Source organism: Pseudomonas sp. GM50, assembly GCF_000282375.1.
Classification (GTDB): domain Bacteria; phylum Pseudomonadota; class Gammaproteobacteria; order Pseudomonadales; family Pseudomonadaceae; genus Aquipseudomonas.
Window position 1 is genome coordinate 1 of sequence record NZ_AKJK01000092.1, and the last position, 25705, is coordinate 25705.

The following is a 25705-nucleotide window of genomic DNA, read 5'->3' on the forward strand; positions in this document are numbered from 1 at the left end:
TCGCTCGCCCGGACGGCCATCGTGACCCGGCGTACCTCAGCCAATTGATCCAGCAGGAGCAGGTCACCACCCTGCACTTCGTGCCGTCGATGCTGCGTGCGTTTGTCGAAGAACCAAGCCTGGTCGACTGCTGCAGCCTGCGCCAGGTGTTTGCCAGCGGTGAAGCCCTGCCGGTGGATCTGGTGCGCCGCTTCATGAGCCAACACCCGGCGGCGCTGGTCAACCTCTACGGCCCGACCGAAGCGGCGATTGACGTCTCGGTATGGCGTTGCTCGGTGGACGATCTGATCGTGCCGATCGGTAAACCCATCGCCAACCTGCGCCTGTACATCCTCGACGAAGCCATGCAGCCATTGCCGATCGGTAGCATCGGCGAGTTGTACATCGGCGGGGTTGGTGTGGCGCGCGGTTACCTGAAACGTGCGGACCTGACCGAGGAACGTTTCCTCGCCAGCCCGTTCATCGACGGTGATCGCCTGTACCGCACCGGCGACCGTTGCCGCTTCCTCGCCGATGGCAATATCGAATACCTCGGCCGTCTCGACCATCAGGTGAAGCTGCGCGGTCAGCGGATCGAACTGGGGGAAATCGATGCGGCGCTGTTGAACCAGCCTGGTATCACCGGTGCCTGCACCCTGGTGATCGACAACCGCTTGGTGGCGTTCTACAGCAGCAGCGCCGCGCAATCGGAGTTGGGCGCGCTGCTCAGCGCCGAGTTGCCGGCGTACATGGTGCCGGCGGTGTGGGTTCAAGTGCCGGCCCTGCCCCTGACCACCAACGGCAAGATCGACCGCAAGGCCCTGGCCAACCGGCCACTGCCGCAGACTCAGGAAGACCACGTCGCACCGCGCAACGAACTGGAAGCCCTGCTCTGCCAGTTATTCGGTGAACTGCTTGGCGAAGCCTTGACCGGTGGCCGTGAAGTCGGGACTTCGGACAGCTTCTTCGCCTTGGGCGGTGACTCGATTCTCGGTCTGAAACTGATCTCGCGACTGCGTGAACAGGGTTATTCACTCACGCCAAAAGACCTGTTCCGCTCGCCGACCCCGGCGGCATTGGCTCAAGTGGCCAGTCCATTACTGACCCTGGCCGAACAAGGCGATGTGACCGGTGCGATGCCGCTGATGCCGTTGCATCAGTGGTTCTTCGACCAACAGCAGCCGCAGGCCGCGCACTGGAACCAATCGGTGCTGGCCGACAGCGACCGGCGTCTACAGCCAGACCTCGTGCAGGCGACCCTTGACCGTCTGGTCGCCCACCACGATGCATTGCGCTTGCGTTTCACTGAGGTTGAAGGGCAATGGCAGGCGCAGATCGCGCCGGTTGAGCCTGCACAATTGACGTGCTGCGAACACCTGGAGCAACTGCAACAGGTCGCGCAAAGCCTGGACCTGCAACACGGCCCGCTGTTCGCCGCTGCGTTGCTCGAAGGCGAGCCGCAACGTTTGTATCTGGTCGCGCATCACCTGGTCGTCGACGCGGTGTCATGGACGCCGCTGCTGGAAGATTTCCAGCAGCTGTATCAAGGGCTGGAGCGTGGCGAGAACCCGCGTCTGCCGGCGAAAACCACGTCCTACCGGCAATGGGCCGAGCACCTGCACGCCCATGCCGCCACGGTCAGCGCCGAACAGCGCTACTGGAACGCCCAGACCACTGCGAACAGTGCACCGGTGGCCACGGTTGCCGAGCGGCAGACGCTGTCCGCCCGTTGGGACACCGCACGCACTCATCAATGGCTGACCGAGTCCCACGCCGCTTACCGTACGCAGCCGGAAGAACTGCTGATCGCCGCCCTCGCCGCCACCCTGGCGGAAGCCGAAAGCCGCGCCGACATCGTGGTCGATCTGGAGCGCCATGGTCGCGATGCGCCGTTCGAAGGCCTGGATGTCAGCCGCACCGTCGGTTGGTTCACCACCCTGTTCCCGTTGCGAGTGAATTCCAGCGGTGCCCCCGGCGATCGGGTGCGCACCGCCAAGGAAGTCTTGCGCGCCGTGCCGGGTCAGGGCCTCGGCCACGGGTTGCTGCGTCAGCGCGGCGAGTTGCCGTCGGGCCGTGGCGATGTGTTGTTCAACTACCTGGGGCATGAGCAAACGCCACAGGGCTGGTTGCGCGCCAGCACCTTGACCCCACCGCCGGAAGTGGCGTTGGCCAACCGGGTGACCCACGGCCGTGAAGTGGTGGCCTGGCTGGAAGACGGTGTGCTGCGTGTCGAATGGCACAGCGTCACCCCGGCCGCCGACAGCCGCTTGCCCGCTCGCCTGCTGGAACACCTGCAAGCACTGGTCGGGCATTGCCTCGACCCGCAGGCCGGGACGCTGATGCCGTCGGACTTCCCGCTGGCCAAAGGCATGAACCAGGCGACCCTCGACACCCTGCTCAAACGCCTGGGGCCGAAGAAGTGAACCCCGTCGTTGCCCTGAATTTGACTTCGGAGTGCGCCGCTCGCGGCGCACGTGCCTCTACGATTTTCTGGATTGAACACTGCTGCCATGCATGACCAAATCGAAAACATCTATTCGCTGACACCACTGCAAAAAGGCTTGCTGTACCACGAGGCCTATGCGCCCGAGTCGCGGGTCTACTACCAGCAAATGAGCATCGGCCTGGCCGGTGAACTCGACCTCGACGCGTTCCGCCAGGCCTGGATTGCGCTGATGCAGCGCCACGCGGTGTTGCGCACGGCGTTTCTCTGGGAAGAGCTGGACGACGCTTATCAGGTCATCCTCAAGGAAGTCGATCTGCCGCTGCGCGAAGTCGATTTGCGCGGTAACCCGCAAGGGCTGGCGGCCCTGGCGGCGGAAGATCACGCCCAAGCGTTCGAACTGGGTGCGGCACCGCTGATGCGTTTGACCCTGGCGCGGCTCGACGATGTGAACGGTCAAGCGCAGTGGTCGCTGGTGTGGACGCACCATCACCTGTTGCTCGACGGCTGGAGCGTCGGTTCGCTGCTGGCCGACTGGCGCGATCTGTATCGCGCGGCTCGTCGCGGGCAAAACGCGGCATTGGAAGCGGTGCGACCGTTCCAGGATTACGTGGCCTACCTCAGCGAACGCCCCTGCGCCGATGAGTTCTGGCGCAGTCGCCTGGCGGATTTCGCCAACACCACCCGCGTGCCCGAGTCGGACCCGCGTGGCCTGCTCGCCGACCCCGTGGACGCGCACCTGCCCTGCACCGAACACCAGCGCGTGCTGGATGCCGCAACGACTGCGCGCCTGAGCGGCTTCGCCCGTGACAACAACCTGACCGTCAATACCCTGCTGCAAGCGGCGTACGCTTATTTGCTGGGTCGCCATAACGGCAGCGACGAGGCCCTGATCGGCGTCACCGTGGCCGGACGTCCGCAGCGCCTGAGCGGTGTCGAGCGCATGGTCGGTCTGTTCATCAACACCTTGCCGCTGCGGGTGCGCTGGGACGAGGCGCCGACCGTTGGCCAATGGCTGGCGGGCATCCAGGACTGGAACGCCGAGATGCGCGAGCATGAACATACACCGCTCGCCAGTCTGCGGGCCTTGACCGCGCTGCCGCCCGGCGGCGAGTTGTTCGAAGCGATCATGGTGTTCGAAAACTTCCCGTTCCCCCGGGAGCTGGATCAGATCGACGAGGGTCTCGTCGGGCTGCCGGATGCCGAACACAGCGCGCCGTTGCGCCACACCGGCGGACGCAACAACTACCCGATGTCGCTGATCGCGTCGATGGAAAGCGACAGTTTGCACCTGCACTTGGTGCATCAGCGCAAACGCTTGTCCGATGCGGCCGGCACTCGCCTGATGGAACAGTTGGTAACGCTGCTCGACGAACTGAGCCGCGACGCCAACCGGCCGCTGGCTGAGGTGCCGCTGTGCCCGACGCAGGAACTGAACCTGACTCGCACCTGGGGCAACGGCGCGACCCTTGAAGTGCCAGATGCTGCGCTGCATGACCTGATCGCCGCTCAGGCCCGCCGCCATCCCGAGCGTGAAGCCGTGCGCGACGCCCATGGCGCATTGAGCTACGGCGAGCTGCTTGAAGCCTCGACCGGTCTGGCCAACGCCTTGCGCCAGCGCGGTGTGCAACACGGTGATCGCGTCGCGCTGGCCCTGCCCCGCTGCAACGACGCAGTGATCGCGCTGCTGGCGGCGATGCAGGCCGGCGCTTGCTTCCTGCCGCTGGACCTGGGCCAACCGGCCTCGCGCCTGGGTACGCTGATGGCCAGTGCCGATGTGGATTTCATCATTGGCACGCCGACCTTCGACACCGCCTCTGCGCAGGTGATCGAGGTCTCGGCCCGCGCCACCGGGATTGACCTGCCCGCAGTGGATCAACAGGCCTGCGCCTATGTGATCTACACCTCAGGGTCCACCGGGACGCCGAAAGGTGTGCGCCTGTCCCATCGCGCCATCGTCGCTTATGTCAGTGGCATTCTGGCCGAACTGGGTTGTGCCGAGGCTGAACAACCATGGCGCCATGCGCTGCTATCGACCTTCGCCGCGGACCTCGGTTACACCCAGTTGTTCGGTGCGCTGGTCAGCGGAGGCAGCTTGCTGCTGGTGGACGATGACACCCGCGCCGACCCGAACGCCCTGGCCCAGTGCTTTGCCGACTTCCCCCCGGACCTGGTCAAGCTCACGCCCAACCACCTGCACGGATTGCTCGCCGCGCATCCTGACGTGCGCCTGCTACCGCGCCGCGCCTTGTTGCTCGGTGGCGAAGCGTTGCATGGCTCGCTGCTGGACACTGTCCGTGCGCTGCGCCCGGAACTCGCGGTCTACAACCACTACGGCCCGACCGAAAGCGCTGTCGGCATTTGCCTGTCGCGCATCGAGCAGCCATTGGCCGGCGTACAACCGCTGGGCCATCCGCAACCGAACCGGCACCTGCGGGTACTCGACAGCCACGGCCACGCCGTGCCAGTCGGTATGCCGGGGGAATTGTGGGTCGGCGGCGAAGGCCTGGCCATCGACTACCTGGGTGATCCGGTGCAAACCGCCGCACGCTTCAAGGCCGTTGCCGATCTGCCCCGGGCCTACCGCACCGGCGACCGTGTGCGCTGGCTGGAATCTGGCGAACTGGCGTTCCTGGGGCGCGTCGACAACCAGGTCAAATTGCGCGGCTACCGCATTGAACTGGGCGAAGTCGAAACACAAATCAAACGCCTGTCGAGCAATATCCAGCAAGTGCTGGTCCGTGTCGTGCAACCGGCCAACGAGACGCCGCGCCTGATTGCCTGGCTGGTGGCCAGCACCTCAATGTCGGCGGACAAACTGCGTTATGACCTGGCCCTGCGCGTACCGGATTACATGGTGCCGGCAGACTTCATCGCCCTCGACGCCATCCCGCTGAACGCTAACGGCAAACCGGACATCGCCCGCCTGCCATTGCCCGATGCACCGACCAGCCAGGACAATTACGAGGCCCCGCGCGATGCGGTGGAAATCGCCTTCGCCGAGATTTGGCAGGATGTGTTGCGAGTCGAGCGCGTGGGCATTCATGACAACTTTTTTGCGTTGGGCGGCGACTCGATTCTCAACCTGCAAATTATCGCCCGCGCCCACCAGCGCGGCATGAAGCTGACGCCCAAGCAGTTGTTCGAAAACCGCACCATCGCTGAAATTTCCGCGGTGATCAGCCAAGGCGCGAACTACAGCCGCGACACCACCAGCGCTGCGCGTAATGTACCGCTGACCGCAGGTCAACACGCCCGTCTCGAAGCCGGCCCGTTGGCGGCGGACTGGCGCTGCGTGGCGCTGAATACGCCGATCAGCCTCGAAGTGCTGAACCGCGCCGTGCAGGCCCTGCAACAGCAACACCGTGCACTGCAACTGGGCCTGACCCAACAGGCAGACGGAAGCTGGGCGCAAACCCTGCCGAGCACACCGAAACCGGTCAGCGCCAGCCGTCAGCCGTTCGACACTGACAACCTGAACGCACTGGCCGAAAACGTCCTTGCCACACTGGATCACGCAGCAGGTGAAGGCTGGCACGCGTGCCTGTCGGAACAGGGCGACGCGGTGTTGTTGGTCGCCCATGCACTGCGCCTGGATGCTGCTTCCTGGGCGTTGTTGATGACTGACCTGGCGCTGGCCGTGGCTCAAGCGCAGTACGATCGCGCGATTGAACTGCCGCGTCATGGCGGCCATCTGGATGAATGGGCCGACCATCAAAACCTTTGTGCCCGCGACGAAGACGGGCTGGAATCGGCCTGGGAATACTGGCTGCAATACGCCGGAGAAACCCTGCCGTCCATTCCACAACCCGATGACCTGAGCACTGCGAGCCGCGTACAGATTTCGGCGCCACTCAGCGCTCGTCTGAACCTGCTGCAACGCCGCAGCCACGCGCCTTGGGCATCGCTGGTGGCCACCGCTGTCGCTGCGCAACTGGCGCAGCAAAGTGCCGAACAAGACGTCTGGCTGAGCCTGGATCGCGGTCGCTGCGAGCGCGCACGTTTGCCGCTCAGCAGTGCCTTGAGCCGTACCGACTTCAACCCGGCGACGGTTGTCGGTGCGCTGAGCCACGCGGTTCCGCTGCGTCTGAACGTGACACCTGGCGCCAACGCCGCGCAATGGCTTGCACAGGTCGACGCGCAACTGGCTGCCGCCCCGCACACCGGCGACGACTACGGCGTGCTGCGTTATCTCGCTGACAACGATTACTTGCGCGAACCGCTGCTGAGCCTGCCGCAGCCGACCGTGCATATTGTCATGGCCGGCGAATGGCAAGCCTCTGAAGGGCCGTTGGGCGAAGTCATCGCCGCCAGTGCGCCAATCGATGGCACTGGGCTGACCCTGTCCGTGAGCCTGCAACACGGTCAACTGCAAATCGATTGCCGTGGCCGAGGTGCAGAACACTGGGCCGAGGCGCTGGAGCAGCGACTGACCCTGCTGGCCGCCGACGCCGAGCAGGCCATCCCGGGTGCCCACGCGTTCCCGTTGTGCCGCGCCGCCGGTCACGACCTCACGGCCTTGGGTGCTAACTTCGACTGGGCCGGCATCGACGACTTGCTGCCCCTGTCGCCCATGCAGGAAGGCATGTTACTGCACACCCTGCTACGTCCCAACAGCGGCATCTACCTGATGCAGCAACGTTATCGCTGGGACGGCGAACTCGACCGCAGCGCCATCGAATTCGCCTGGGCCCGGCAACTGGCCCGGCACCCGATGCTGCGCACCGGTTTTTGGTGGCAGGACGGTAAGGCTGCGCTGCAATGTGTCTATCACGACACCGACCCGGCCTTCGCCTGGTACGACTGGCGTCACCTCGACGAAGCAAGCCGCCAACGTCAGCTGGACGCTGTGCTGGACGCCGAATGTCGGCAGGGTTTCGACATGCGTCGCCCGCCGCTGACCTTCCTTCGGGTGTTCCAGGTGGCCGATCAGGAATTCCTGATCGTGCGCAGCTTCCACCACATCCTGACCGATGCCTGGTGTTTCGGCCTGTTGATGGCCGACCTGTTCGCCCATTACCAGGCTCGCGTACTCGGCCAGCCTGTGGCGCGTCCGTTGCTGCCCTCGTTCAGCAATTACATCCATTGGCTGCAATGCCAGGACACGTCCATCACTGAACAATTCTGGACCCGCGAACTGGCTGGTTTCAGCGCACCGACGCCGTTGGTGGTGGATCGTCCGGCCGTGACCGAGCAAGCGGTCGAAGCGGTGGCCAACCTGGACGTGACCCTGTCGATTGCCGACACCCGCGCCCTGACCGCGTTGTGCCAACAGCACCAGCTCACGCCCAACACCTGGATTCAGGGTGCCTGGGCCTTGCTGTTGTCCCGCTATAGCGGCAGCGATGACGTGCTGTTCGGCGTTACGGTGTCGGGACGTCCGACCGATTTGCCGGGCGTGGAAGACATCGTCGGGTTGTTCATTAACAGCCTGCCGCTGCGGGTCAAGGTTGACGACTCGCAAACCGTGGTGCCGTGGCTACAAGCATTGTTCGCGCACAACTACGAGCTGCGCGCCTACGAACATGCACCGCTGGTGGACATTCAGCGCTGGAGTGAAATCGAGCACGGTCGCTCGCTGTTCGACAGCCTGGTGGTGTTCGAAAACGCGCCGTTCGACGCAGGTCTGTCGGATCGTCAAGTCGACTTCAACGTCGACATCTACGAAGACCGCGTGCACACCAACTACCCGATGACCGTGGTGCTCTACCCCGGTGATCGTCTGGGCATTCGCCTGACTTACGACGCCGCACGTTTCGACACCGACACGGTACAGCGCATGCTCGGCCATTTGCGTCAGTTGCTCACGCAAATGGTTGCCCAGCCTGACGCGCCGCTGGCCACGCTGTCGTTGTTGACGCCGGATGAACGCCAGACCCTGCTGGTGGACTGGAACCGCAGTGAACTGGACTTCCCGCTGGATCAAACCTATGCGCAGCTGTTCGCCCGGCACGTGGCGGAGCATCCGCAGCGTATCGCTGCCGTGTGCGGCGCCGACAGCCTGAGCTACGCCGAACTGGATCAACGCTCGAATCGCCTGGCCCGTGCGCTGATCGAAACCGGCGCCGGTCGCGACACGCTGGTGGCACTGGCCGCTGAACGCGGACTGCCATTGCTGAGCATGATGATCGCCGTACTCAAGGCTGGCGCGGCGTACCTGCCGCTGGACATCAAGCATCCGCCGCAGCGCCTGAGCGAGATTCTCGAACTGTCCGGGGCGGCGATTCTGTTGACCAGTGACAGTGCCGACTCGGTCATCGACCCGGCACTGGCCGCCAGTTCCGCAACCCCGCGTCGCCTGCGCACCGAAGCCCTGTGGCTGGCGGGCGATGCAACGCCACTGAACGTGGCGGGCAGCCCTGACGATCTGGCCTACGTGATCTTCACCTCAGGCTCCACCGGTACGCCGAAAGGCGCGATGGTCGAGCAACGCGGGATGCTCAACAACATCTTCGGCAAGGTGCCGACCCTGGGCCTGTCGAGCGCAGACCGGATTGCCCAGACCGCCTCCCCGGCGTTCGACATCTCGGTCTGGCAGTTCCTCGCCGCCCCCATCCTCGGCGCCACCGTGCACATCCTGCCGGACGTGATTGCCCACGATCCCGAGCGGCTGCTGCAAGCGCTGGAGCACCAACAATTGTCAGTGCTCGAAGCCGTGCCGACGATGATCCGCGCCCTGCTCGACCTCGCCTGCACCGACACGCAACTGTCGGCGCTGCGCTGGTTGCTGCCGACTGGCGAAGCCCTGCCTCCAGCGCTGGCCCAGGCCTGGCTCACTCGCTTTGCCCATGTGCCGCTGATGAACGCCTATGGTCCGGCGGAATGCTCGGACGACGTGGCGTTCCACCCGCTGACCGCTGTGCCTGAAGAAGGCGGCAACGCCATGCCGATTGGCCGGCCGACCGCCAACAATCATCTGTACCTGGTGGATGCCGCGTTGCGGCCAGTGCCCGTGGGTGTACCGGGGGAAATCTGCGTGGGTGGCGTCGGCGTCGGTCGTGGTTACCTGAACGATCCAGAGAAAACCCTGGCCGCGTTCGTCGCACATCCATTCGAACCCGGTGCGCGCTTCTACCGCACCGGTGACCTGGGACGCTGGCGTGCGGACGGAGTGATCGAGTTCCTCGGTCGCCGCGATCAGCAGGTGAAAATCCGTGGTCACCGCATCGAACTGGGTGAAATCGAAGATCATCTGGGACGTCATCCCGCCGTGCAAGCCGTGGCCGTGATCGTCAGCGCCGACCAGCGTGGCGACTTGCAACTGGTCGCCTACTGGACCGGCGATGACACCCCTGTGGTGCTACTTCGCGAATGGCTGAGCCAACGCTTGCCGTCGTACATGGTGCCGGCGCATTGGCAACAGCTGGAAGCGCTGCCGCAGAACGCCAACGGCAAGGTCGATCGCAAACTGCTGACCGCACGTGCGCTGGACAGTAGCGACCTGAGCGAACAACGATCGCTGAGCAGCGACACCGAGCAGCAACTGGGCGCGATCTGGGCACAGATTCTCAACGTGGCAACGATCGGTGCCGACGACAATTTCTTCGCCCTCGGCGGACACTCGTTGCTGGCGACGCTGGTGGTCTCGCGGATTCGCAGCCAACTGGCGGTGGACCTGCCACTGCGTGCAGTCTTCGATCACCCGGTATTGGAAAACCTGGCCCGCGCCATCGACAACGCGCGGTTGCAGGCGGCACCTTTGGCACTGCCCGCAATCACTGCGGCAGACCGTTCGCAACCGCTGCCGTTGTCGTTTGCCCAACAGCGTTTGTGGTTCCTCGAGCAGCTGAACCCTGGATCCAGCGGTTTCAACATTCCGTTCGCCCTGACCTTGACCGGGGCGCTGAATGTCGAAGCCTTACGCTTGGCGTTCGAACAATTGATCGCCCGCCATGAAGTATTGCGCAGCACCGTGCACAGCGATCACGGTGAACCCTGGCAGCGGATCGAAGCGGCGCAGGCGTTTGCCTTGCCAGTCAGCGATCTGCAAGCAGTCTCGGCGCAGGAACAGGAGCCGGCCATCCAGGCGCAATTGGCCGAGGTCTTCGGCCAACCGTTCGACCTGACGCAGGCACCCTTGATTCGCGCACGGTTGCTGCAACTGGATGCGCAGACTCATGTGTTAGCCATTGCCATGCACCACATCGCGGTGGACGCCTGGTCCATTGCGCAACTGGTGGACCAACTGGCCACGGACTACATCGGTTTTGGCACCACGGCTGCCCGAATCGACACCCCGGCCCTGCAATACGCCGACTTCGCCGTGTGGCAACGCTCGCACCTGCCGGGCCCAGTCTGGCAGCAACAACTGGCCTACTGGCGCCAGCAGTTGCAAGCCAGCCCGGCACCGCTATTGTTGCCGGGCGCCCAGACCCGCGAACACGGCGGGTGCGCGCGGCATCGCCGTCGCCTGCCGGCGTCGCTGGCCCGGGCCATCGGCGAGTTGGCCACGGCTCGCGAGGCTTCGCCATTCATGGTGTTGCACAGCGCGCTGAACGTGTTGCTGCATCAGCAAACCGGACGCGAAGACCTGCTGGTCGGCACCGACATCGCCAACCGTCATCAGCAACAGACCGAAGACATGGTCGGCTTCTTCGTCAACCAGTTGGTGCTGCGTTGCCGCGTCGCGCCGCAGCAGACGTTCGACCAGTTGCTGAGCGACGCCCGCCGCGTGGCGCTGGATGCCTTTGCCCATCAGGATTTGCCGTTCGACGCCTTGGTGGCCGACCTGTTGCCACAGCGGGACGCCCGTTACACGCCGTTCTTCCAGGTCAAACTGGTGGTGCAGAACACCCGCCAGCAGGACCTGCATTTGCCGGGTCTGGCGATCAGCGAGCGGGAACTTGAACCGCAAGCGTCGGATGTGGACCTGCTGATCAACGTCGTGGATGACGGCGAAGGCCTGCTGGTGGTGTACGACTACGACACCGGGCGTTACGCCAGTGCCTACATCGAACTGCTCGACAGTCTGTTCGTCTGCCTGCTGGAACAACTCGTGCTGAACGCTGACACCAGCGTCGCCCAGTTGTTGGCGCCACTTAATCAACTGCAACAGACCCGCCGCGACCAGGCTCAAGCCGCGCTGCGTGAAGCCGGCAGCGCGCGCCAGAGCACCCTGGGCCAGGCCCGTCGCCGCAGCGTCGTGAAGGATGCCGAACAATGATGGTCATCGGTCAATCGACGCTCATGTCCCACTTTTTTGTACAGGTCTCAGCATGACTCAGACTCACGAAGACACGCCATTCGAAGGCTTCGAACTGTCACCGCAACAGGCGCACCTGTGGCGCCTGCAACACACTCGTCTGGCTCCGTCAGCGCAGCGGGCCACACTGCGCATTCGCAGCGAACAACCACTGGACAGCGCACGGCTGAAAAACAGTTTGCTGGCGTTGATGCAACGCCACGAGATCCTGCGTACCCGTTATCAACAACTGCCGGGCCTGTCGTTGCCGATGCAGGTGATCGACGATTCAACCGCTGATTGGCAGGCGTTGGGCATCGAACTGCAGGTGGACGCCCGGTCGGCAACGTTGCACCTGCCGGCCTTGCATCTGGACAGCACCAGCCTGGGCTACCTCGGCGAAGAATGGGCGCTGGGCTATGTGCAAGCAGCGCCTCAAGAGCCGCCGCTGCAATACGCCGACTATGCGGCGTGGCGCCTGGAGTCGGTGGACGACCAGGGCCGGCAGTTCTGGGATGAGCAGTTCAATGCGATGGTTACCGACGTGCCTTTGCCTTGGCAGCGGCAGAATCCGGCTATCGGGATTGTCGAAATGGCGCGGATGCAGCTGTCGTTCGACGACTCCACCCTGCAACGCCTCGATCAGCAAGCGGCCAGCCTCGGCGTCAGCACCGGCACGGTTGTGCTCGCCGCCTGGGTCACTGTGTGGCAACGCTACAGCGAAGCCGAACGCCTGACGCTGGCTTACGAAAACCAGACGCGTCCAGACGTGTTGGGTGATGCCCTCGGCCTGTTTTCCGAGCCGCTGCCGCTGACGCTCGACACGGCGCCCGAGCTGTCGTTTGCCGCGTTATGCCAGCAACTGACCGAGCGCGCTGGCCTGCTCAACGATGCCCGGGACAGCTACCCGAGCCACTTGGGTAATGTGCCGTCGTTGTCCGGCGTGGGTTATCGCGAACTCGCGGTCGTGCCGCACAGTGCGCTGAACGATGCCGGTTGGCAGATCGAACAGGCTGACAGTGTCAGCGCTGGTTGTGCGTTGCTGTTGCAATACCAGCCGCGCTCGGCCAGTGGTTTGTCGCTGCATTTTGACGCTGCGCTCTACACGCCCGCCCATGTCGAACTCCTCGCCGAGCAGTTGCTGAGCGTGATCGAGCACAGCTTGCGTGAACCGGCCGCCAGCCTGAGCCAACTGGTAACCTGCAGCACCGCCGAGCAACAACGGGTGACCGGCGCATTGGCCACTTCGCCGACTTTAAGCCCGGCGCAAGAACAGCTCTATGCCGCCACTTTCGCCCTGCCCAACCTGGCTGCCTGCTTTGCCCAGAGCTCGACCTCCAACACTCAGCGCCCGGCGGTCACTGGCCCAAGCGGCACCTTGAGTCATGCCGAGCTGGATCAGCGCGTCACGGCCCTCACTCAGCAATTGCTTGCCCAAGGCCTGGAACCCGGTGCGCGGATTGCGCATTTCCTGCCGCGTGACATCGATGCTGTGGTGGCACTGGTCGCCATCCTGCGTGCCGGCGCCTGCTACGTGCCGATCGACCCGGCCTACCCCACCGAGCGCATCGAGCATATTCTGCGCGACAGCCAGGCACGCCTGGTGCTGACCCATCACGCTCGCGTACAAGATCTGCCGGCGGACTGGCAACCGAACGCATTGGCGATTGATCAGGCGATGCCTGTGGTGCCGCTGCGGGAAGAGCCGACCGTCTCGCGGGATCAACCGGCCTACCTGATTTACACCTCGGGCAGTACCGGACAGCCCAAGGGTGTGGTCATCAGCCATGCCAACGCCCTGCATTCGCTGGCGGCGCGGCTGGCGGGGTATCCGCGGCCGGTGCAACGCTTCCTGTTGCTGTCGTCGTTCGCCTTCGACAGCTCCATCGCCGGGCTCTTCTGGAGCCTGGCCCAGGGTGGTTGCCTGCACCTGGCCAGCGAAACCGAACAGAAAGATCCGCTGCAACTGGCCAGGTTGATCCGCAGCCACGGCGTATCGCACCTGCTGGCGCTGCCTTCGTTGTACGCCTTGATCCTGGACGAGTTGGGCGATGTCCCGAGTCCATTGAATACCGCGATTGTCGCCGGTGAAAGCTGCCCGCCAGCGTTGGTCGACAGTCACTATCGGCGTCAACCCGACGCGCAGCTCTACAACGAATACGGTCCGACGGAGGCTTCGGTGTGGAGCACTGTCGCCCTCTGTCGTCCCGATCCGGGTTCCGTGCCCATCGGTTGTGCCATCGCTCATACCCGGGTGTATTTGCTCGACAGCGACGGTGCACCCGTGGCCCGTGGGCTCAAGGGTGAAATCCATATTGCCGGGCCGGGACTGTCCGAAGGTTATCTGAGCCTGCCACAGATGACCGCCGAGAAATTCATCCAGGCCCGTCATCCATCCCTCGATGGTCAACGTCTGTATCGAACCGGCGATTTCGCCTGGCAGGACCTGGACGGACAACTGCTGTTCCTCGGGCGCACCGACTCACAGATCAAACTGCGCGGTTACCGTATCGAGTTGGGCGAAATCGAAACCGCGCTGTGCAACGTCAGCGGCGCCAAACTGGCGGTGGTCTTGTTGGACACCACCCAGACCGAACCGAGCTTGCGGGCGTTCATCGAATCGGCCACGCAACTTCAGGCCAGTGCCGTGCGCGAATCCCTCGGGGCGCTGTTACCGGCGCACATGATTCCCGCCGACATCCAGTGGCTGGCGCAACTGCCGCGCACCGCCAACGGCAAGGTCGACCATCGTGCCTTGCTGGCCCGTGCGCCAAATCGCAGTCTCGCGGCTTACGCAGCGCCCGGAGGGCATATCGAGCAAGTGCTCGCAGCGGTGTGGCAAGAATTGCTGGAGGCCGAAGTGATCGGTCGTCACGACGACTTTTTCGCCCTCGGCGGCCATTCGCTGCTGGTGGTGCGCATGACTGCCAGGTTGCGCGCCACGCTCGGCATTGAAGTGCCGGTCAACGTGATCTTCCAGCACCCGACGCTGATCGGGCTTGCCGAGCAGATTAGCCAGCCCCACGACCAGGCGACGGTCATCGTCTTGCAGGCTGGTGAAACGGGACAGACACCGCTGTTCTGCCTGCACCAACCATCGGGCGGGGTTCACCATTACATGCCGATGGTCGCCGCGTTGCCGAAGGAGCTGCCGGTGTACGGCATTCCGCTACCCGAGTCGCTGCGCAGTCAGGACCTCGTTGCATTGGCCAGCGAATACTTGCCGCAGATCCGCCAGATTCAGGCTCAGGGTCCGTATCGCTTGGCCGGTTGGTCGATGGGCGGCTTGCTCGCGCTGGAGCTGACCCGGCAACTGGAGGCCCAAGGGCAAACGATTGAGTGGTTGGGATTGTTCGACAGCACGTTCCACGCCGAGGATGAAACGCTGGCGTGGGATGCGCTGCAGGCCATCGTTCAGCAAGAATTGAGCAGCGACAGTCGCCAGCGACTCACCGCGCCATGTCTGACGGAACTGCGCACGGCGACTGCCGAACTGGGTCGCGTGGAGCAATTGCGTTTCGCCCTGGTGCAATGGACGAGCGCCAACGGCCTGAGCCTCAATGCACCGCTGGCCTATGTCGAGCAGACCTTGAATGTGATGGCCGACGCGCGTCGTTGGGTCAGCGGCTATTCGGTGCCCGTCGTGCAGGCCACCCTGCAACTCTGGTGGGCCGAGCAGACGCTTGTCGAGCACCCGAATTTGCCGGTGCAATGGGACGCGATCAGTCAGCGAACCTGTCATCATCCGGTCGCCGCCGATCACGACACGATCCTCGGGCAGTCCGCCTTCCATGAACAACTCAACAAGTCGCTGGCCATGGCCTCGACGGAAACCGTCGCATGAACCTGATTCTCTATCTCTACCGCCAATCGGCACGCCTGCTGGCTCTGGCCTCGATCACTGGCGCACTGGGCGGTCTGGCCAGTGCGGGGCTGGTGATTCTGATCAACCGTGGGTTGGCCAACCCGCAGCAACTGCCGGAACTGGCCCTGGGGTTTTTCGGGCTGTGTATCGGCATGCTGCTGAGCAAACTCTGTTCGGAACTGTCGCTGCTGCACCTGACCCAAAGCGCGATTTTCCAGATGCGCATCGACTTGTCGCGCAAGCTGCTCGCGACTCCGCTCAAACGCCTGCAAGGCATGGGCAAACACCGCTTGCTGGTCATCCTCACCGAAGACGTGCACACGTTTACCGCTGCGTTCGAGTGGGTGCCGCTGCTGTTCGTCAACGCCGTGGTGACCCTGGCGTGCTTTGCCTATCTGGCCTGGTTGTCGTGGTCATTGCTGGCGATTCTGGCGTTGTTCCTGCTGGTCGGTTTGATCGCGTTTCACCTGGCCGAACGCGGGCCGTTGAGCCATCTGGAACGGGTGCGACAACAAAAAGATGTGCTCTATCAGCATTTCCGCAGCCTGATCGAAGGCAGCAAGGAATTGCAGCTGAACAACGCCCGCGGCGAAGCCTTTGTCGAACGAGTCATCCGTCCGGGTGCCGACGAGTTTCGCGTGCGTTTCCTGCGCGGTATGGCCGGGTATTCGGTGGTGGCCAACCTCGGCACGCTGTTGTTTTACCTCAACCTCGGCGTGCTGCTGTTCATCGTGCCGTTCTGGCTGCCGCAACCGATTACCGTGCTGACCAGTTTCACCGTGACCTTGCTGTATCTGGTGCGACCGATCTCCGACCTGATGATCGCCCTGCCCTCGCTGCGTCAAGCCAGCATCGCCCTGAACCGCATTCGCCAACTGGACGCAGAGCTGAGCACCGAAGCCCAGATAGCGGCGCCGCTCGGCAATGTGTTCGCCAGTGAAGGTCCGATGCGCCTGTTGCTCAACGGCGTGTGCCACCGCTATCCCGGCGAGCACGAGGATCATCCCTTCATGCTCGGCCCGGTGGACCTGACGCTGGAACAGGGCGAACTGGTGTTTGTGGTGGGTGGCAATGGCAGTGGCAAGACCACGCTGTCGATGCTGATGCTGGGCTTGTATGCACCGGAAACCGGTTGTGTGGTGCTCAACGGCGTGGAAGTGGATGACGACAACCGCGAGCAATACCGTCAGCACTTTGCCGCGGTGTTTGCTGACTTTCACCTGTTCGAACATTTGTTGGGCGACGATGGACCGGACGCCGAATATCGCACCGCCGAAGCGACGCGTTATGTGAAAGCGTTGGGGTTAGGACACAAAGTCAGCATTGTCGACGACCGTTTTTCCACCGTGGAACTGTCCACGGGTCAACGCAAGCGACTGGCGCTGGTGTCGGCGTATCTGGATGACAAGCCGTTTTATCTGTTCGATGAATGGGCTGCCGACCAGGATCCGACCTTCAAGCGGGTGTTCTACATGGAGTTGTTGCCGGAACTGAAAGCCCGGGGCAAAACCGTGATCGTGATCACCCACGATGACGCTTACTTCCAGCAGGCCGACCGGGTACTGAAAGTAGAAAACGGCCGCCTCACTCAGGTGGAAGCGCACGCGGCTTATGCCTGATGGGGTTGCGTGACGTCAGCGCCCGGCACCAGCGGACAGTTGTCGCAGTACGGGCGCACATCACCCAGTTGGTGGTGCAGACAGCACACTTTGCGCATCAGTAATGGCACGCCGCTCGGGCCGGGGGCCAGTTGCAGGAAGCCGTACAGCGGATTGCGCGTGCCATCGACCCAGTGCCGCTCCCGGAACAGCCTCTCGCGCCATTGCGGCGCGTGCGGCATCTGGAAGTAATCGAGCGCGACATCGATGGCCGCCGCCACGTTGTTCCACAGCAAGCGCTGGGCCACCCGCCCGGCGCTGGCCAGTGCCTGCACCAGGGGCGCCATGTCGTCAGTCAGCAGTTTTTGCGCGAAGGCCAACGGGTCGTTCAACGGCAGTACTTCGCCGGCAGCAAATACCTGAGCCACGGGCATGCCGTTTTCCAGCGCCACATGGGGATCACGCACGCTACAACGCAGATTTTGCGCAGCCGCGGCCAGCGGCAAGGCCAGCGTCACGCAGATCAAGTCCATCGACCATTGCGACACCAGTGCAGCCCGAGGCGCAGCGGGATAGTAGTGGGCGTAGAGGCTCAACAGGTCAGTGCAGGTTTGTGGATCGCGAAACTCATTCAACCCACGGCCTTCGACGTGGCTGCTCAGTCGGCAGGTGCTGCGCAGAAAGGCGCCATCGAATCGAAACAACTGATCGAGCAGGGTTTCGTCGAGCATTCGAGCGGTGGTTTGAAGAGACGTCATGAGGCTTCGTAACTGAGTTTGAGAACTGTTAACCTACCACGTTTTTTGAATTCCGAAGACTCAACACGGCGGGTCAACCCCCGAGTTTGCCAGGCAGGACGCTCTGATGTTCATCCAAGATATGAAGTTGCTGGCCGCGCCTTACTGGTCGGCTGAAGGCCGTCGCCGCGCCTGGCTGACCCTCGCCCTGGCCATGCTGGCGGTGGCCGGGATCATTGCGATCCAGGTGCGCTGGAACGAGTGGAGCCTAGGCTTTTACAACTCGTTGCAAAGTCTGGACGCCGCCGCGTTCGGTTATCACGTCGTGGAGTTGCTGGTACTCGACGTCGCCTTCATCGCCTGCACCATGGCCAAGTTCCAGGTGCAGCAGCGCTTGCTGATCAGCTGGCGAGAAAAGCTCACCCAGGCCTTTCTCGGCAAGTGGCTCGACAGCCAACGCTACTACCGCAGCCGCTTTCACAGCGTGACCTACGACAACCCCGATCAGCGCATTGCCGAGGACTGCAAGATCTTCGTCGAGCAGACCCTGGACCTGGGCCTGAACCTGCTACAGGCGATCATTCTGGTGGTGCTGTTCAGCATGATCATGTGGCGCATTTCCGGCACGCTGGAGTTCGAAGTCGCCGGACATGCCGTCGCCATCCCTGGCTACATGTTGTGGCTGGCATTGATTTACGCGGTGATCGGCAGTGGTATTGCGCACTGGATCGGCAAACCGCTGATCGGGCTGAATTTTATGCAACAACGCCGTGAGGCGGATTTTCGTTTCGGTCTGACGCGTTTGCGCGAAGACGCAGAAAATGTTGCCCTTTCCCGTGGCCAGGGTTGGGAAAGCAAGCAATTGTTGGGACAGTTGGGACTGCTGCTGAGCAACTACTCGAGGCTGGTCCGCTCGAAAAAACACCTGCTGGGGATTAATGCGGCGTATGAGCGATTCGCCTTTACCTTGCCGCTGCTGCTGGTGTCACCGCGCTTCTTCTCGCGAGAAATTCAACTGGGGCAACTGACCCAGATCGCTTCGGCATTCGGCGAAATACAGGCCTCACTGTCGTTTCTGATTCGCAGCTACCCGCAAATCGCCGAATGGCGTGCGACCAAGACTCGCCTGTGCAGTTTCTGGCGTGAACTCGAGGCATTGCCCGCCCCGGTCGACCCCGTTACCCGTCGTACTCCCGGCCTGCGGTTGCATGACTTTGCACCGCTGAACGAACACGGTTTACCGCTGTTCGAACCGCTGACGCTGACCTTGGCTCCCGGCGAACGACTGTTGCTGCGTGGGCCTTCCGGCGTGGGCAAAACCACCCTGCTCCGCTCGCTTGCGGGGTTGTGGCCACGGCACCAGGGCAGCGTCGAACTGGACCGCGAGGGCCTACTTATCTTGCCGCAGAGGCCTTATCTGCCCAATGGTTCGTTGCATGAACTGTTGCATCAAACCGGCGAGACCGGTGCTATCGAAATCGACGAAGCACGCCTGGAAGCCGTGCTCAAACTGACAGAGTTGCAGCACTTGCCGTTGCACAGCACCGATGACTGGAGCCGGCGTTTGAGCCCCGGCGAGCAACAGCGCCTGGCCATGGCCCGCGCCTTGCTGATTCGGCCACCATTGCTGTTCCTCGACGAAGCCACTTCGGGCCTTGACGACAGTGCCGAGCGACGGCTGTACGAAGCGCTGGCGGCATCCGACATTACGCTGGTCAGCATCGGCCATCGCGAAAGCCTCGGTGCGTACCACACCTGCGTGATCGATGTGGTGCCAGTGGCTTTGCCCTCCGCGCCCAAACCAATCCCCTCCACCACTCTGGAATTTTGAGATTATTGGTATCGTTGCCAAAAAAGTGGCTGGCGTTTGCGAGCCTGACTGCGTCCCGGCCCTGCGTTCAACACGCTCAGGCGAACAGGACTACACCGCCAACATATCCAGGAGCACCAGATCAGCATCATCGGACCACGTGTTATGGTGGGCGATGTATTCACGCTGAAGCTGATGAAGCAATGCCCTGAAGAAGGGTTGATCAATGCCAAAGAAACATCAGGAAAGCAAAGCAGCGACTGCTGCTGACATTGAGCGCTCTATCCAGGCGCTGAACAAAATGGCTGAACGCCTCTGGGGCGATGGCCGGGAAGCTGAGGCGAAAGCCCTCCTCGATGCCTTGGATGCGTTAAACCGGGCGCTCGATCGGATCAGGATTGGAGAGAGCCGCAGGGTTCTTCATTGAGCGATCTGCCACACATAGCAGCAGAGCTGCTTTTGTGCGCTGGAAACTACTATCAGCGCTACTTGCAGAAATATCAGTTCTGCTAATACTCTTGTCGCCATGAAAACACGCCGCCCCCTTACCCCTGAAGAAGTTGCCGAGAGCACCAGGCTCAAGGCTATTTACGACCAGCGAAAGTCTGCCGCTAAAGCGGCTGGATCAAATCTCACTCAAGCGGACGTGGCTGAAGCTTGCGGCTGGTCTGGCCAAAGCGCCTTCAGTCAGTACGCAACCGGCAAGGTTCCACTGAACGTCGAGGCACTCCTGAAACTGGCAAAAGCCTTGCGCTTCGATGCCAGCGAAGTGAGCCCACGCCTGATGTCGACCATTGCCAGCGTCCAGTCTTCCGAGCGCATTCAGCCAAGCGTAATGATGTCGGACATCCAGCCTTGGGATGACGACACGCCCCTGGATGACGATGAGGTCTACGTTCCCTTCCTGCGCGAAGTGGAACTGGCGGCCGGATCAGGCCGTTTCGTCATTGAGGAAAGCGACAGCGCCCGGCTGCGCTTTTTCAAGAAGGACCTTCGCCATAACGGCGTTCAGTTCAGCAACGCGAAGTGTGTGGTTGTCAGCGGCAACAGCATGCTGCCAGTGCTGCGTGACGGCGCAACCGTAGGCATCAACGTCGGCAAGAGTTCACTGGGCGATATCGTTGACGGCGACATGTACGCCATCAACCACAACGGTCAGCTACGGGTGAAGCAGGTTTACCGCCTACCAACGGGCATCCGCCTGCGCAGCTTCAATCGCGACGAGCACCCGGATGAGGACTACACCTTTGCAGAAATCCAGGAACAGCAAATCGTGATTCTGGGCCACGTGTTCTGGTGGGGAATGTTTGCCCGCTGATTGACCGCATCAGGCATTTGCATAGGGAAATGGACATGAACATTTTACGGATTACGGCACCTCTGCTCGTAGCCCTCCTCGCCTCTGGATGCACCAGCGTGCCGAAGGAAAAGACCGAGTACGAAAAGCAGATCGAGGCGATGCCAATGCCCGCCACAGAGGCGGATAGGCTCGAGCAGTGCAAGTACCTCAATGACGCCGTCTTTTGGCAAATGCCGGGAAATGGGATGCGGAGCAGAAAAACCTCATGGTTCGAGCCTCTCGATTACTCAAAGGTATTCGCACTCAATCGCCGCATGGTTGCGATGAAGTGCCCCAAGGTAGAAATACCGCCTTGGATGAAGCTGCAGAAAGCTCAATGAGCGGTGTGGCCTTGGGACATGTCTGCGACCCGACTTCAGGCGCAGAACGACACTCTGCAGGATCCGTCATCGATTAGAAGCCCGCCAAGCGCGGGCTTTTTTGTGCCTTTCAATAATATTATTAGCAGCGCTATTTACTTTAAATAGCAGCACTGCTACTTTTATTTGCAAGTCAAGACAACACCGGCCCAGCAACGAAAGCATCACTTCTGCCCATTCATCGAGTGGGCAGTGGGATGTAGGCCTACATCAAAAGCGCAAGGCTCAATGGAGCAAAAGGTGACATCAATGAATTAAGGAAAATGACCATGACTGTAGACATCAGCAACTACACAATCGCAACACCGCTTCCCATCTCCGAGACCAACCCCATCGCACTCGAGCTCATCGGCTGGCGGGCACTGCTTGAATGTCCGGAAGTCATTTCGATGCTTCCAGATGGCTCGCTGCAAATGACGGCACCGACACTCGGCGCTTCGAGCAAAAGCACGCGCCGCACCCGCTGCGAGTGGAAAGAGCCAGGTTATTGGCTGTTCGCCAGCGCTGCTGACCACTGGAACCGACAAGAAATGCGGCTGACGAAGGTCAACTCGCTGCAGAAGGTCGTGATCAGCCAGATTCATGTGCAGGGTTCAGAGCGACCACCGGTAAAGGTGTTCTGGAACAAAGGCCGGATCACCATGGGGTTCCGGTCGAGTTATCTTCAAGAAGACCCGGTGAACACGACGGTTCTGGAAGACGTGCCGCTCGGGGCACTGTTCAAAATCAACATTCACGCCAATTCGAGCGGCGCTGTCTCCGTTTCGGCGAGCTGTAACGGGGTCAAATCGACCTCCGCAATCATGCGCCTCGACAACACCTGGGACACGAAAACGCTGGCCTTCCACGGCGGTGTGTACAACCAGATCGATTACTCCGACACCACCGACCCCGAAGACGGTTCGGTGTGCATCATCAGCGATCTTTCCATCACCCACGCTTGATATTAAATCGGACCTGTAGGAGCCAGCGGTGCGGCAAGTCGGATCGCCGCACCGCTGGCTCCTGCTCTGCCCTCCCCCCATCACGATCCTGCAGCTAAGCTTCTAACGGCTGAACAGACTAGGAGTCGTCGCTCATGCTCAATAAAAATCCTTGCCCAAACGTTGAGGCACCAGACCATCCAACCCTGTCGACATGGGACGATCAAAACGCCGCAACATCCATCGATGGCGACGCGTTTACCGCCCCGCCCGCCTTGACCAACGCCGAACTGGTTCACTTGCGTGTGCGGGTGATTGCCCTGGAAAACCTGGTCATCGCGCTGCTGGCAGAAGGTTCGGAACGTCAGCTCGCCATTGCCCGGGACATGGCCGACTACATTTCCCCCAGGCCCGGTTTTACCCAGCATCCCTTGACCGTTCATGCGGCGGCACAGATGACCCACTGCGTCGACCGCGCCGAGCGATTTCGCCAACGTGACGAGCCATCGGTTTAATTGGCGCTGGGAGATGACGGGCCAAGGATCACGCGGCACCGATCCTGTGCGGCGCGATCAGTCAGGCTATCGGACACAAGTTCGACTTCGCGCCATTCATCGATAATACTCAACAATCGAAAAGTGCCTGCCAATAGTCAAAACAATGCCCCGGCATCAGGGGATTTCAGAACGTGTAGTAGTGGGTTCAAGCTTATGAAAGATATCTATCTGCTGATCGAGCATGGAATGGATCAGGGCGAAGTTTATGTACTTGGCTGGTTCGATGATGAGAAAAGGGCCAAGGAAGTGGCCGAGGAGAAGGAATGGGAGGTGTACCGCGCCAGCTTGAAAACTGAGCATCCCTGGTCAAATCACAAACCGCTGTCGCCAGACCAGACTAAATATCGCCGTTTCTGGATCAAAGAGATTTCCAGATTTGATCACGTCCCCGCCCCCAGCTCCCCGGCGGTTCATTGACCCCCATCCGACTTCGGCTGCTCGGGGTACGCCCCCAGTGATGGGATGCAGTCGTCTGGCTGGCTCGGTTCATTGTCGAATGTGCTGACCTGCACCAAGCCTACCCACTCGGCCTGCTGAGCCTTGACCGACGTCAGAATATCGAGCTCAAGCATGGCCAATCTTGATCGGCTTCGCGATATGTCAGATCGCCTCATGGATCGCCCTGAAACTATTGTCTAAGCTCAGGATTAAGCATGAGGGCTCAGCCATGTGCGGACGACTTTCGCAGTATCGAGGCATTCACGAGTTCGTGGCGGCGCTGAGTATGCCCAACGCCCTGGTCAACAATGCTGGCGATCAGCCGCTTGAGCTCTACAACGCCGCGCCGTCGACTCAGCTCGCCCTGTTCCATGAGGAAAGCGACATGCTGCACGCCGACAGGGTTCGTTGGGGCTGGCGACCGCACTGGGCCAGGGATCATGCGACACCGATCAACGCCAGGGTTGAGAAAGTCGCCCACGACCCATTCTTCAAGGAGATATGGCCGCACCGGGCAATCATTGCCATCGACAACTGGTTTGAATGGGTTTACGAGGGCGGCCCGAAGAAGCAGCCTTACCTGATCCGTCGCAAGGATCGCGCGCCGATCCTGTGCGCCGCAATTGGTCAGTATCCAAGGTACGAAAAGGAGCCAGACGAGCATGATGGCTTCGTGATCATCACCGCGGACAGTGAAGGCGGCATGGTGGATGTTCACGACCGTCGGCCAGTGACGCTCAATCCCGAACTGGCCCGGGAATGGATTGATCCCTACACGCCCAAGGAGCGCGCCGAGCAGATTCTCCTGCAGCAAAGCGAACCTTGCGACGTCTTCGAATGGTTCAAAGTGGACATGGCTGTGGGCAATGTGAAGAACCAGGGCTCAGAACTGATAGAGCCTATCGACGACCTGAGTACATGACTCGCCCGCAGACTCACCCCGCCTGTACGAATCCCCAGTGACGCCCCGCGACCATGACGAGCGGGGATAAAACAATCTGAACCCGCACTTCCCCTCCAAGTCGAAAAAATTGGCAGCCCTTAATCACTGAAGCATCACTTTAAAGGAGTCTTTTCATGAAGATTTCGGAAGTTATGACGAAAGATGTTTTAACAGCCAAGCCAAGCCAGACAATCCAGGAGGCCGCGAACATGATGGCCAGGATCGATAGCGGCGCCATCATGGTTGAGGAGCAAGAGCGTCTGATTGGCATGATCACGGACCGGGATATAGCCATCAGGGCCGTAGCCGAAGGACTCCCCGGCAAAACCCCTATCAGTAAAGTAATGACTGGCGGCATCCGCTATTGCTTTGAGGATGAAGACATAGAGCATGTGGCAAAAAACATGGCGGACGTGCAACTGCGTCGCCTGCCCGTGCTCAACCGAGACAAGCGTCTGGTTGGCGTTGTGTCGCTGGGAAACATTGCCAGCACTCGATCTCAATCCGCCGCTGCTACGGTTTTGCGCGGAGTGGCACAGGCTCATTAACGGGCCGCTTAAGCGTTCATCAGGATCAAAGCTCGCATGGATCTGGCGCGCTCGCCTGGCCTGGAATCCCGTTCGAAAGCCGGCTTCAGGGTCAGGCGAGTCCTTGTGCACACATCCGCCGCAACCGTCTCGCCGAGATAACCTTCCCACACCCAGTGCGTCGTTCGGGTCGCATGCTTATTGCACGAAACATCAGTTTGGCTCGACGAGCAGGTCCTTGTCCTCCGCGCCTAGCGCCGGCTCCTGGTCTTCCAATTGGTCGGTTTCACGCTTCTTTTTCAGTCGGGCTCGAGTGCGCTCGGTGTCATAGGTTTTTCCGTCGGCCAAGGCATTCAGGGTTGTTGAAATCCGATAGAAACCACCGCACGGCTCACAATAAATACGCAAGCCACCGCCGAACGAAAGATCTTCCAGCGCATTAGTGTTTCCACAAAGCGGACAGCTCATAGCCACCTCCTGATCATTCAGTTAGCCGCTTTCAGCCCGCCATAAATGATGACAACCTGGGTAGGTGTGATGACGAATAGCGGGGACATGTTGATATCGACAGGGGCTATCCATGGAGGTTGCTTGTTTTTTGTCGATAGATCGAGCAATACCTGCGTGAGCCCTGTAGGAGCTGCCGAAGGCTGCGATCTTTTGATCTTTCAGGAAGCGCTGAAGATCAAAAGATCGCAGCCTGCGGCAGCTCCTACAAAGTCTGCGTCAGCATCGGGGGGCGGATTCTAATCCGAAGTCAGCGGCTGCCTGGCGCGAGTCGGCGCGATGACCGACCTCTCCTCGGTGTCGCGATGCAATAAGGCAACGTGGTAGTCATAGGTGGATATCAACGGCACCGGTTCATCGATTCGGGACATCTCAAGCCATCGTCTTGTGCGTTCGATGTCAAAGAACTCGTTCTTGAATTTCATTTTCGCCACAAGGTTCGCCGAGACCTTGTAGCGTCCACATCCGGCCGAGCATT

At 61.5% G+C, this 25705-nt stretch carries 16 protein-coding genes; 13 read left to right on the top strand and 3 right to left on the bottom strand.

The features are described 5' to 3' along the window. From PMI30_RS08175 to PMI30_RS08160, 4 genes are all read left to right on the top strand, one after another. On the top strand, positions 1-2402 hold a 2402-nt coding region (locus tag PMI30_RS08175), incomplete at its 5' end, for a condensation domain-containing protein (protein WP_008012311.1). Between the two features lie 87 nt (positions 2403-2489). Further along, positions 2490-11585, top strand: a complete 9096-nt coding sequence (locus tag PMI30_RS08170) for a non-ribosomal peptide synthetase (protein ID WP_008012312.1) — start codon at positions 2490-2492, stop codon at positions 11583-11585. Positions 11586-11637: 52 nt separating this feature from the next. Continuing rightward, positions 11638-15447: a non-ribosomal peptide synthetase gene (locus tag PMI30_RS08165; protein WP_008012314.1), complete on the top strand. Its 3810-nt coding sequence runs from the start codon at positions 11638-11640 to the stop codon at positions 15445-15447. Beyond that, on the top strand, positions 15444-17087 hold the full coding sequence (locus PMI30_RS08160) for a cyclic peptide export ABC transporter (RefSeq protein WP_008012315.1): 1644 nt from the start codon (positions 15444-15446) through the stop codon (positions 17085-17087). The genes PMI30_RS08165 and PMI30_RS08160 overlap by 4 nt, the downstream gene beginning before the upstream one ends. On the opposite strand, the gene fhuF is transcribed toward PMI30_RS08160, so the two are convergent. Further along, on the bottom strand, positions 17078-17824 hold the full coding sequence (gene fhuF, locus PMI30_RS08155) for a siderophore-iron reductase FhuF (RefSeq protein WP_238542013.1): 747 nt from the start codon (positions 17822-17824) through the stop codon (positions 17078-17080). The genes PMI30_RS08160 and fhuF overlap by 10 nt on opposite strands. A 106-nt stretch (positions 17825-17930) precedes the next feature. On the opposite strand from fhuF, the gene PMI30_RS08150 reads away from it, so the two are divergent. The 9 genes from PMI30_RS08150 to PMI30_RS08110 all read left to right on the top strand — a co-directional run bounded on the left by PMI30_RS08150 (position 17931) and on the right by PMI30_RS08110 (position 24741). After that, positions 17931-19634, top strand: a complete 1704-nt coding sequence (locus PMI30_RS08150; RefSeq protein WP_008012319.1) for an ABC transporter ATP-binding protein/permease — start codon at positions 17931-17933, stop codon at positions 19632-19634. A gap of 205 nt (positions 19635-19839) precedes the next feature. After that, entirely contained in the window at positions 19840-20040 is a 201-nt protein-coding gene (locus PMI30_RS08145) for a hypothetical protein (RefSeq protein WP_007895617.1), read from the top strand. 99 nt (positions 20041-20139) lie between these two features. Next, positions 20140-20931 (top strand): XRE family transcriptional regulator, encoded by a 792-nt coding sequence (locus tag PMI30_RS08140; RefSeq protein ID WP_008012322.1) that lies wholly within the window; start codon positions 20140-20142, stop codon positions 20929-20931. Between the two features lie 35 nt (positions 20932-20966). Continuing rightward, entirely contained in the window at positions 20967-21293 is a 327-nt protein-coding gene (locus PMI30_RS08135) for a hypothetical protein (RefSeq protein WP_008012324.1), read from the top strand. A gap of 308 nt (positions 21294-21601) precedes the next feature. Then, positions 21602-22276 carry a polysaccharide lyase family 7 protein gene (locus PMI30_RS08130; protein ID WP_008012326.1) on the top strand — a complete coding sequence of 225 codons (675 nt, stop codon included), beginning with the start codon at positions 21602-21604 and terminating at the stop codon, positions 22274-22276. 134 nt (positions 22277-22410) lie between these two features. After that, positions 22411-22770, top strand: a complete 360-nt coding sequence (locus PMI30_RS08125; protein WP_008012328.1) for a hypothetical protein — start codon at positions 22411-22413, stop codon at positions 22768-22770. A gap of 195 nt (positions 22771-22965) precedes the next feature. Next, positions 22966-23229: a hypothetical protein gene (locus PMI30_RS08120; protein WP_008012331.1), complete on the top strand. Its 264-nt coding sequence runs from the start codon at positions 22966-22968 to the stop codon at positions 23227-23229. 250 nt (positions 23230-23479) lie between these two features. Then, positions 23480-24172, top strand: coding sequence for an SOS response-associated peptidase family protein (locus tag PMI30_RS08115; RefSeq protein ID WP_008012335.1), 693 nt, complete (start codon positions 23480-23482; stop codon positions 24170-24172). Between the two features lie 155 nt (positions 24173-24327). Next, entirely contained in the window at positions 24328-24741 is a 414-nt protein-coding gene (locus tag PMI30_RS08110; RefSeq protein ID WP_008012336.1) for a CBS domain-containing protein, read from the top strand. Between the two features lie 192 nt (positions 24742-24933). On the opposite strand, the gene PMI30_RS08105 is transcribed toward PMI30_RS08110, so the two are convergent. Both PMI30_RS08105 and PMI30_RS31925 read right to left on the bottom strand, forming a co-directional pair. Then, positions 24934-25188 carry a hypothetical protein gene (locus tag PMI30_RS08105; RefSeq protein WP_008012338.1) on the bottom strand — a complete coding sequence of 85 codons (255 nt, stop codon included), beginning with the start codon at positions 25186-25188 and terminating at the stop codon, positions 24934-24936. A gap of 278 nt (positions 25189-25466) precedes the next feature. Beyond that, entirely contained in the window at positions 25467-25598 is a 132-nt protein-coding gene (locus tag PMI30_RS31925) for a hypothetical protein (RefSeq protein WP_274517729.1), read from the bottom strand. Between the last annotated feature and the right edge of the window lie 107 nt (positions 25599-25705).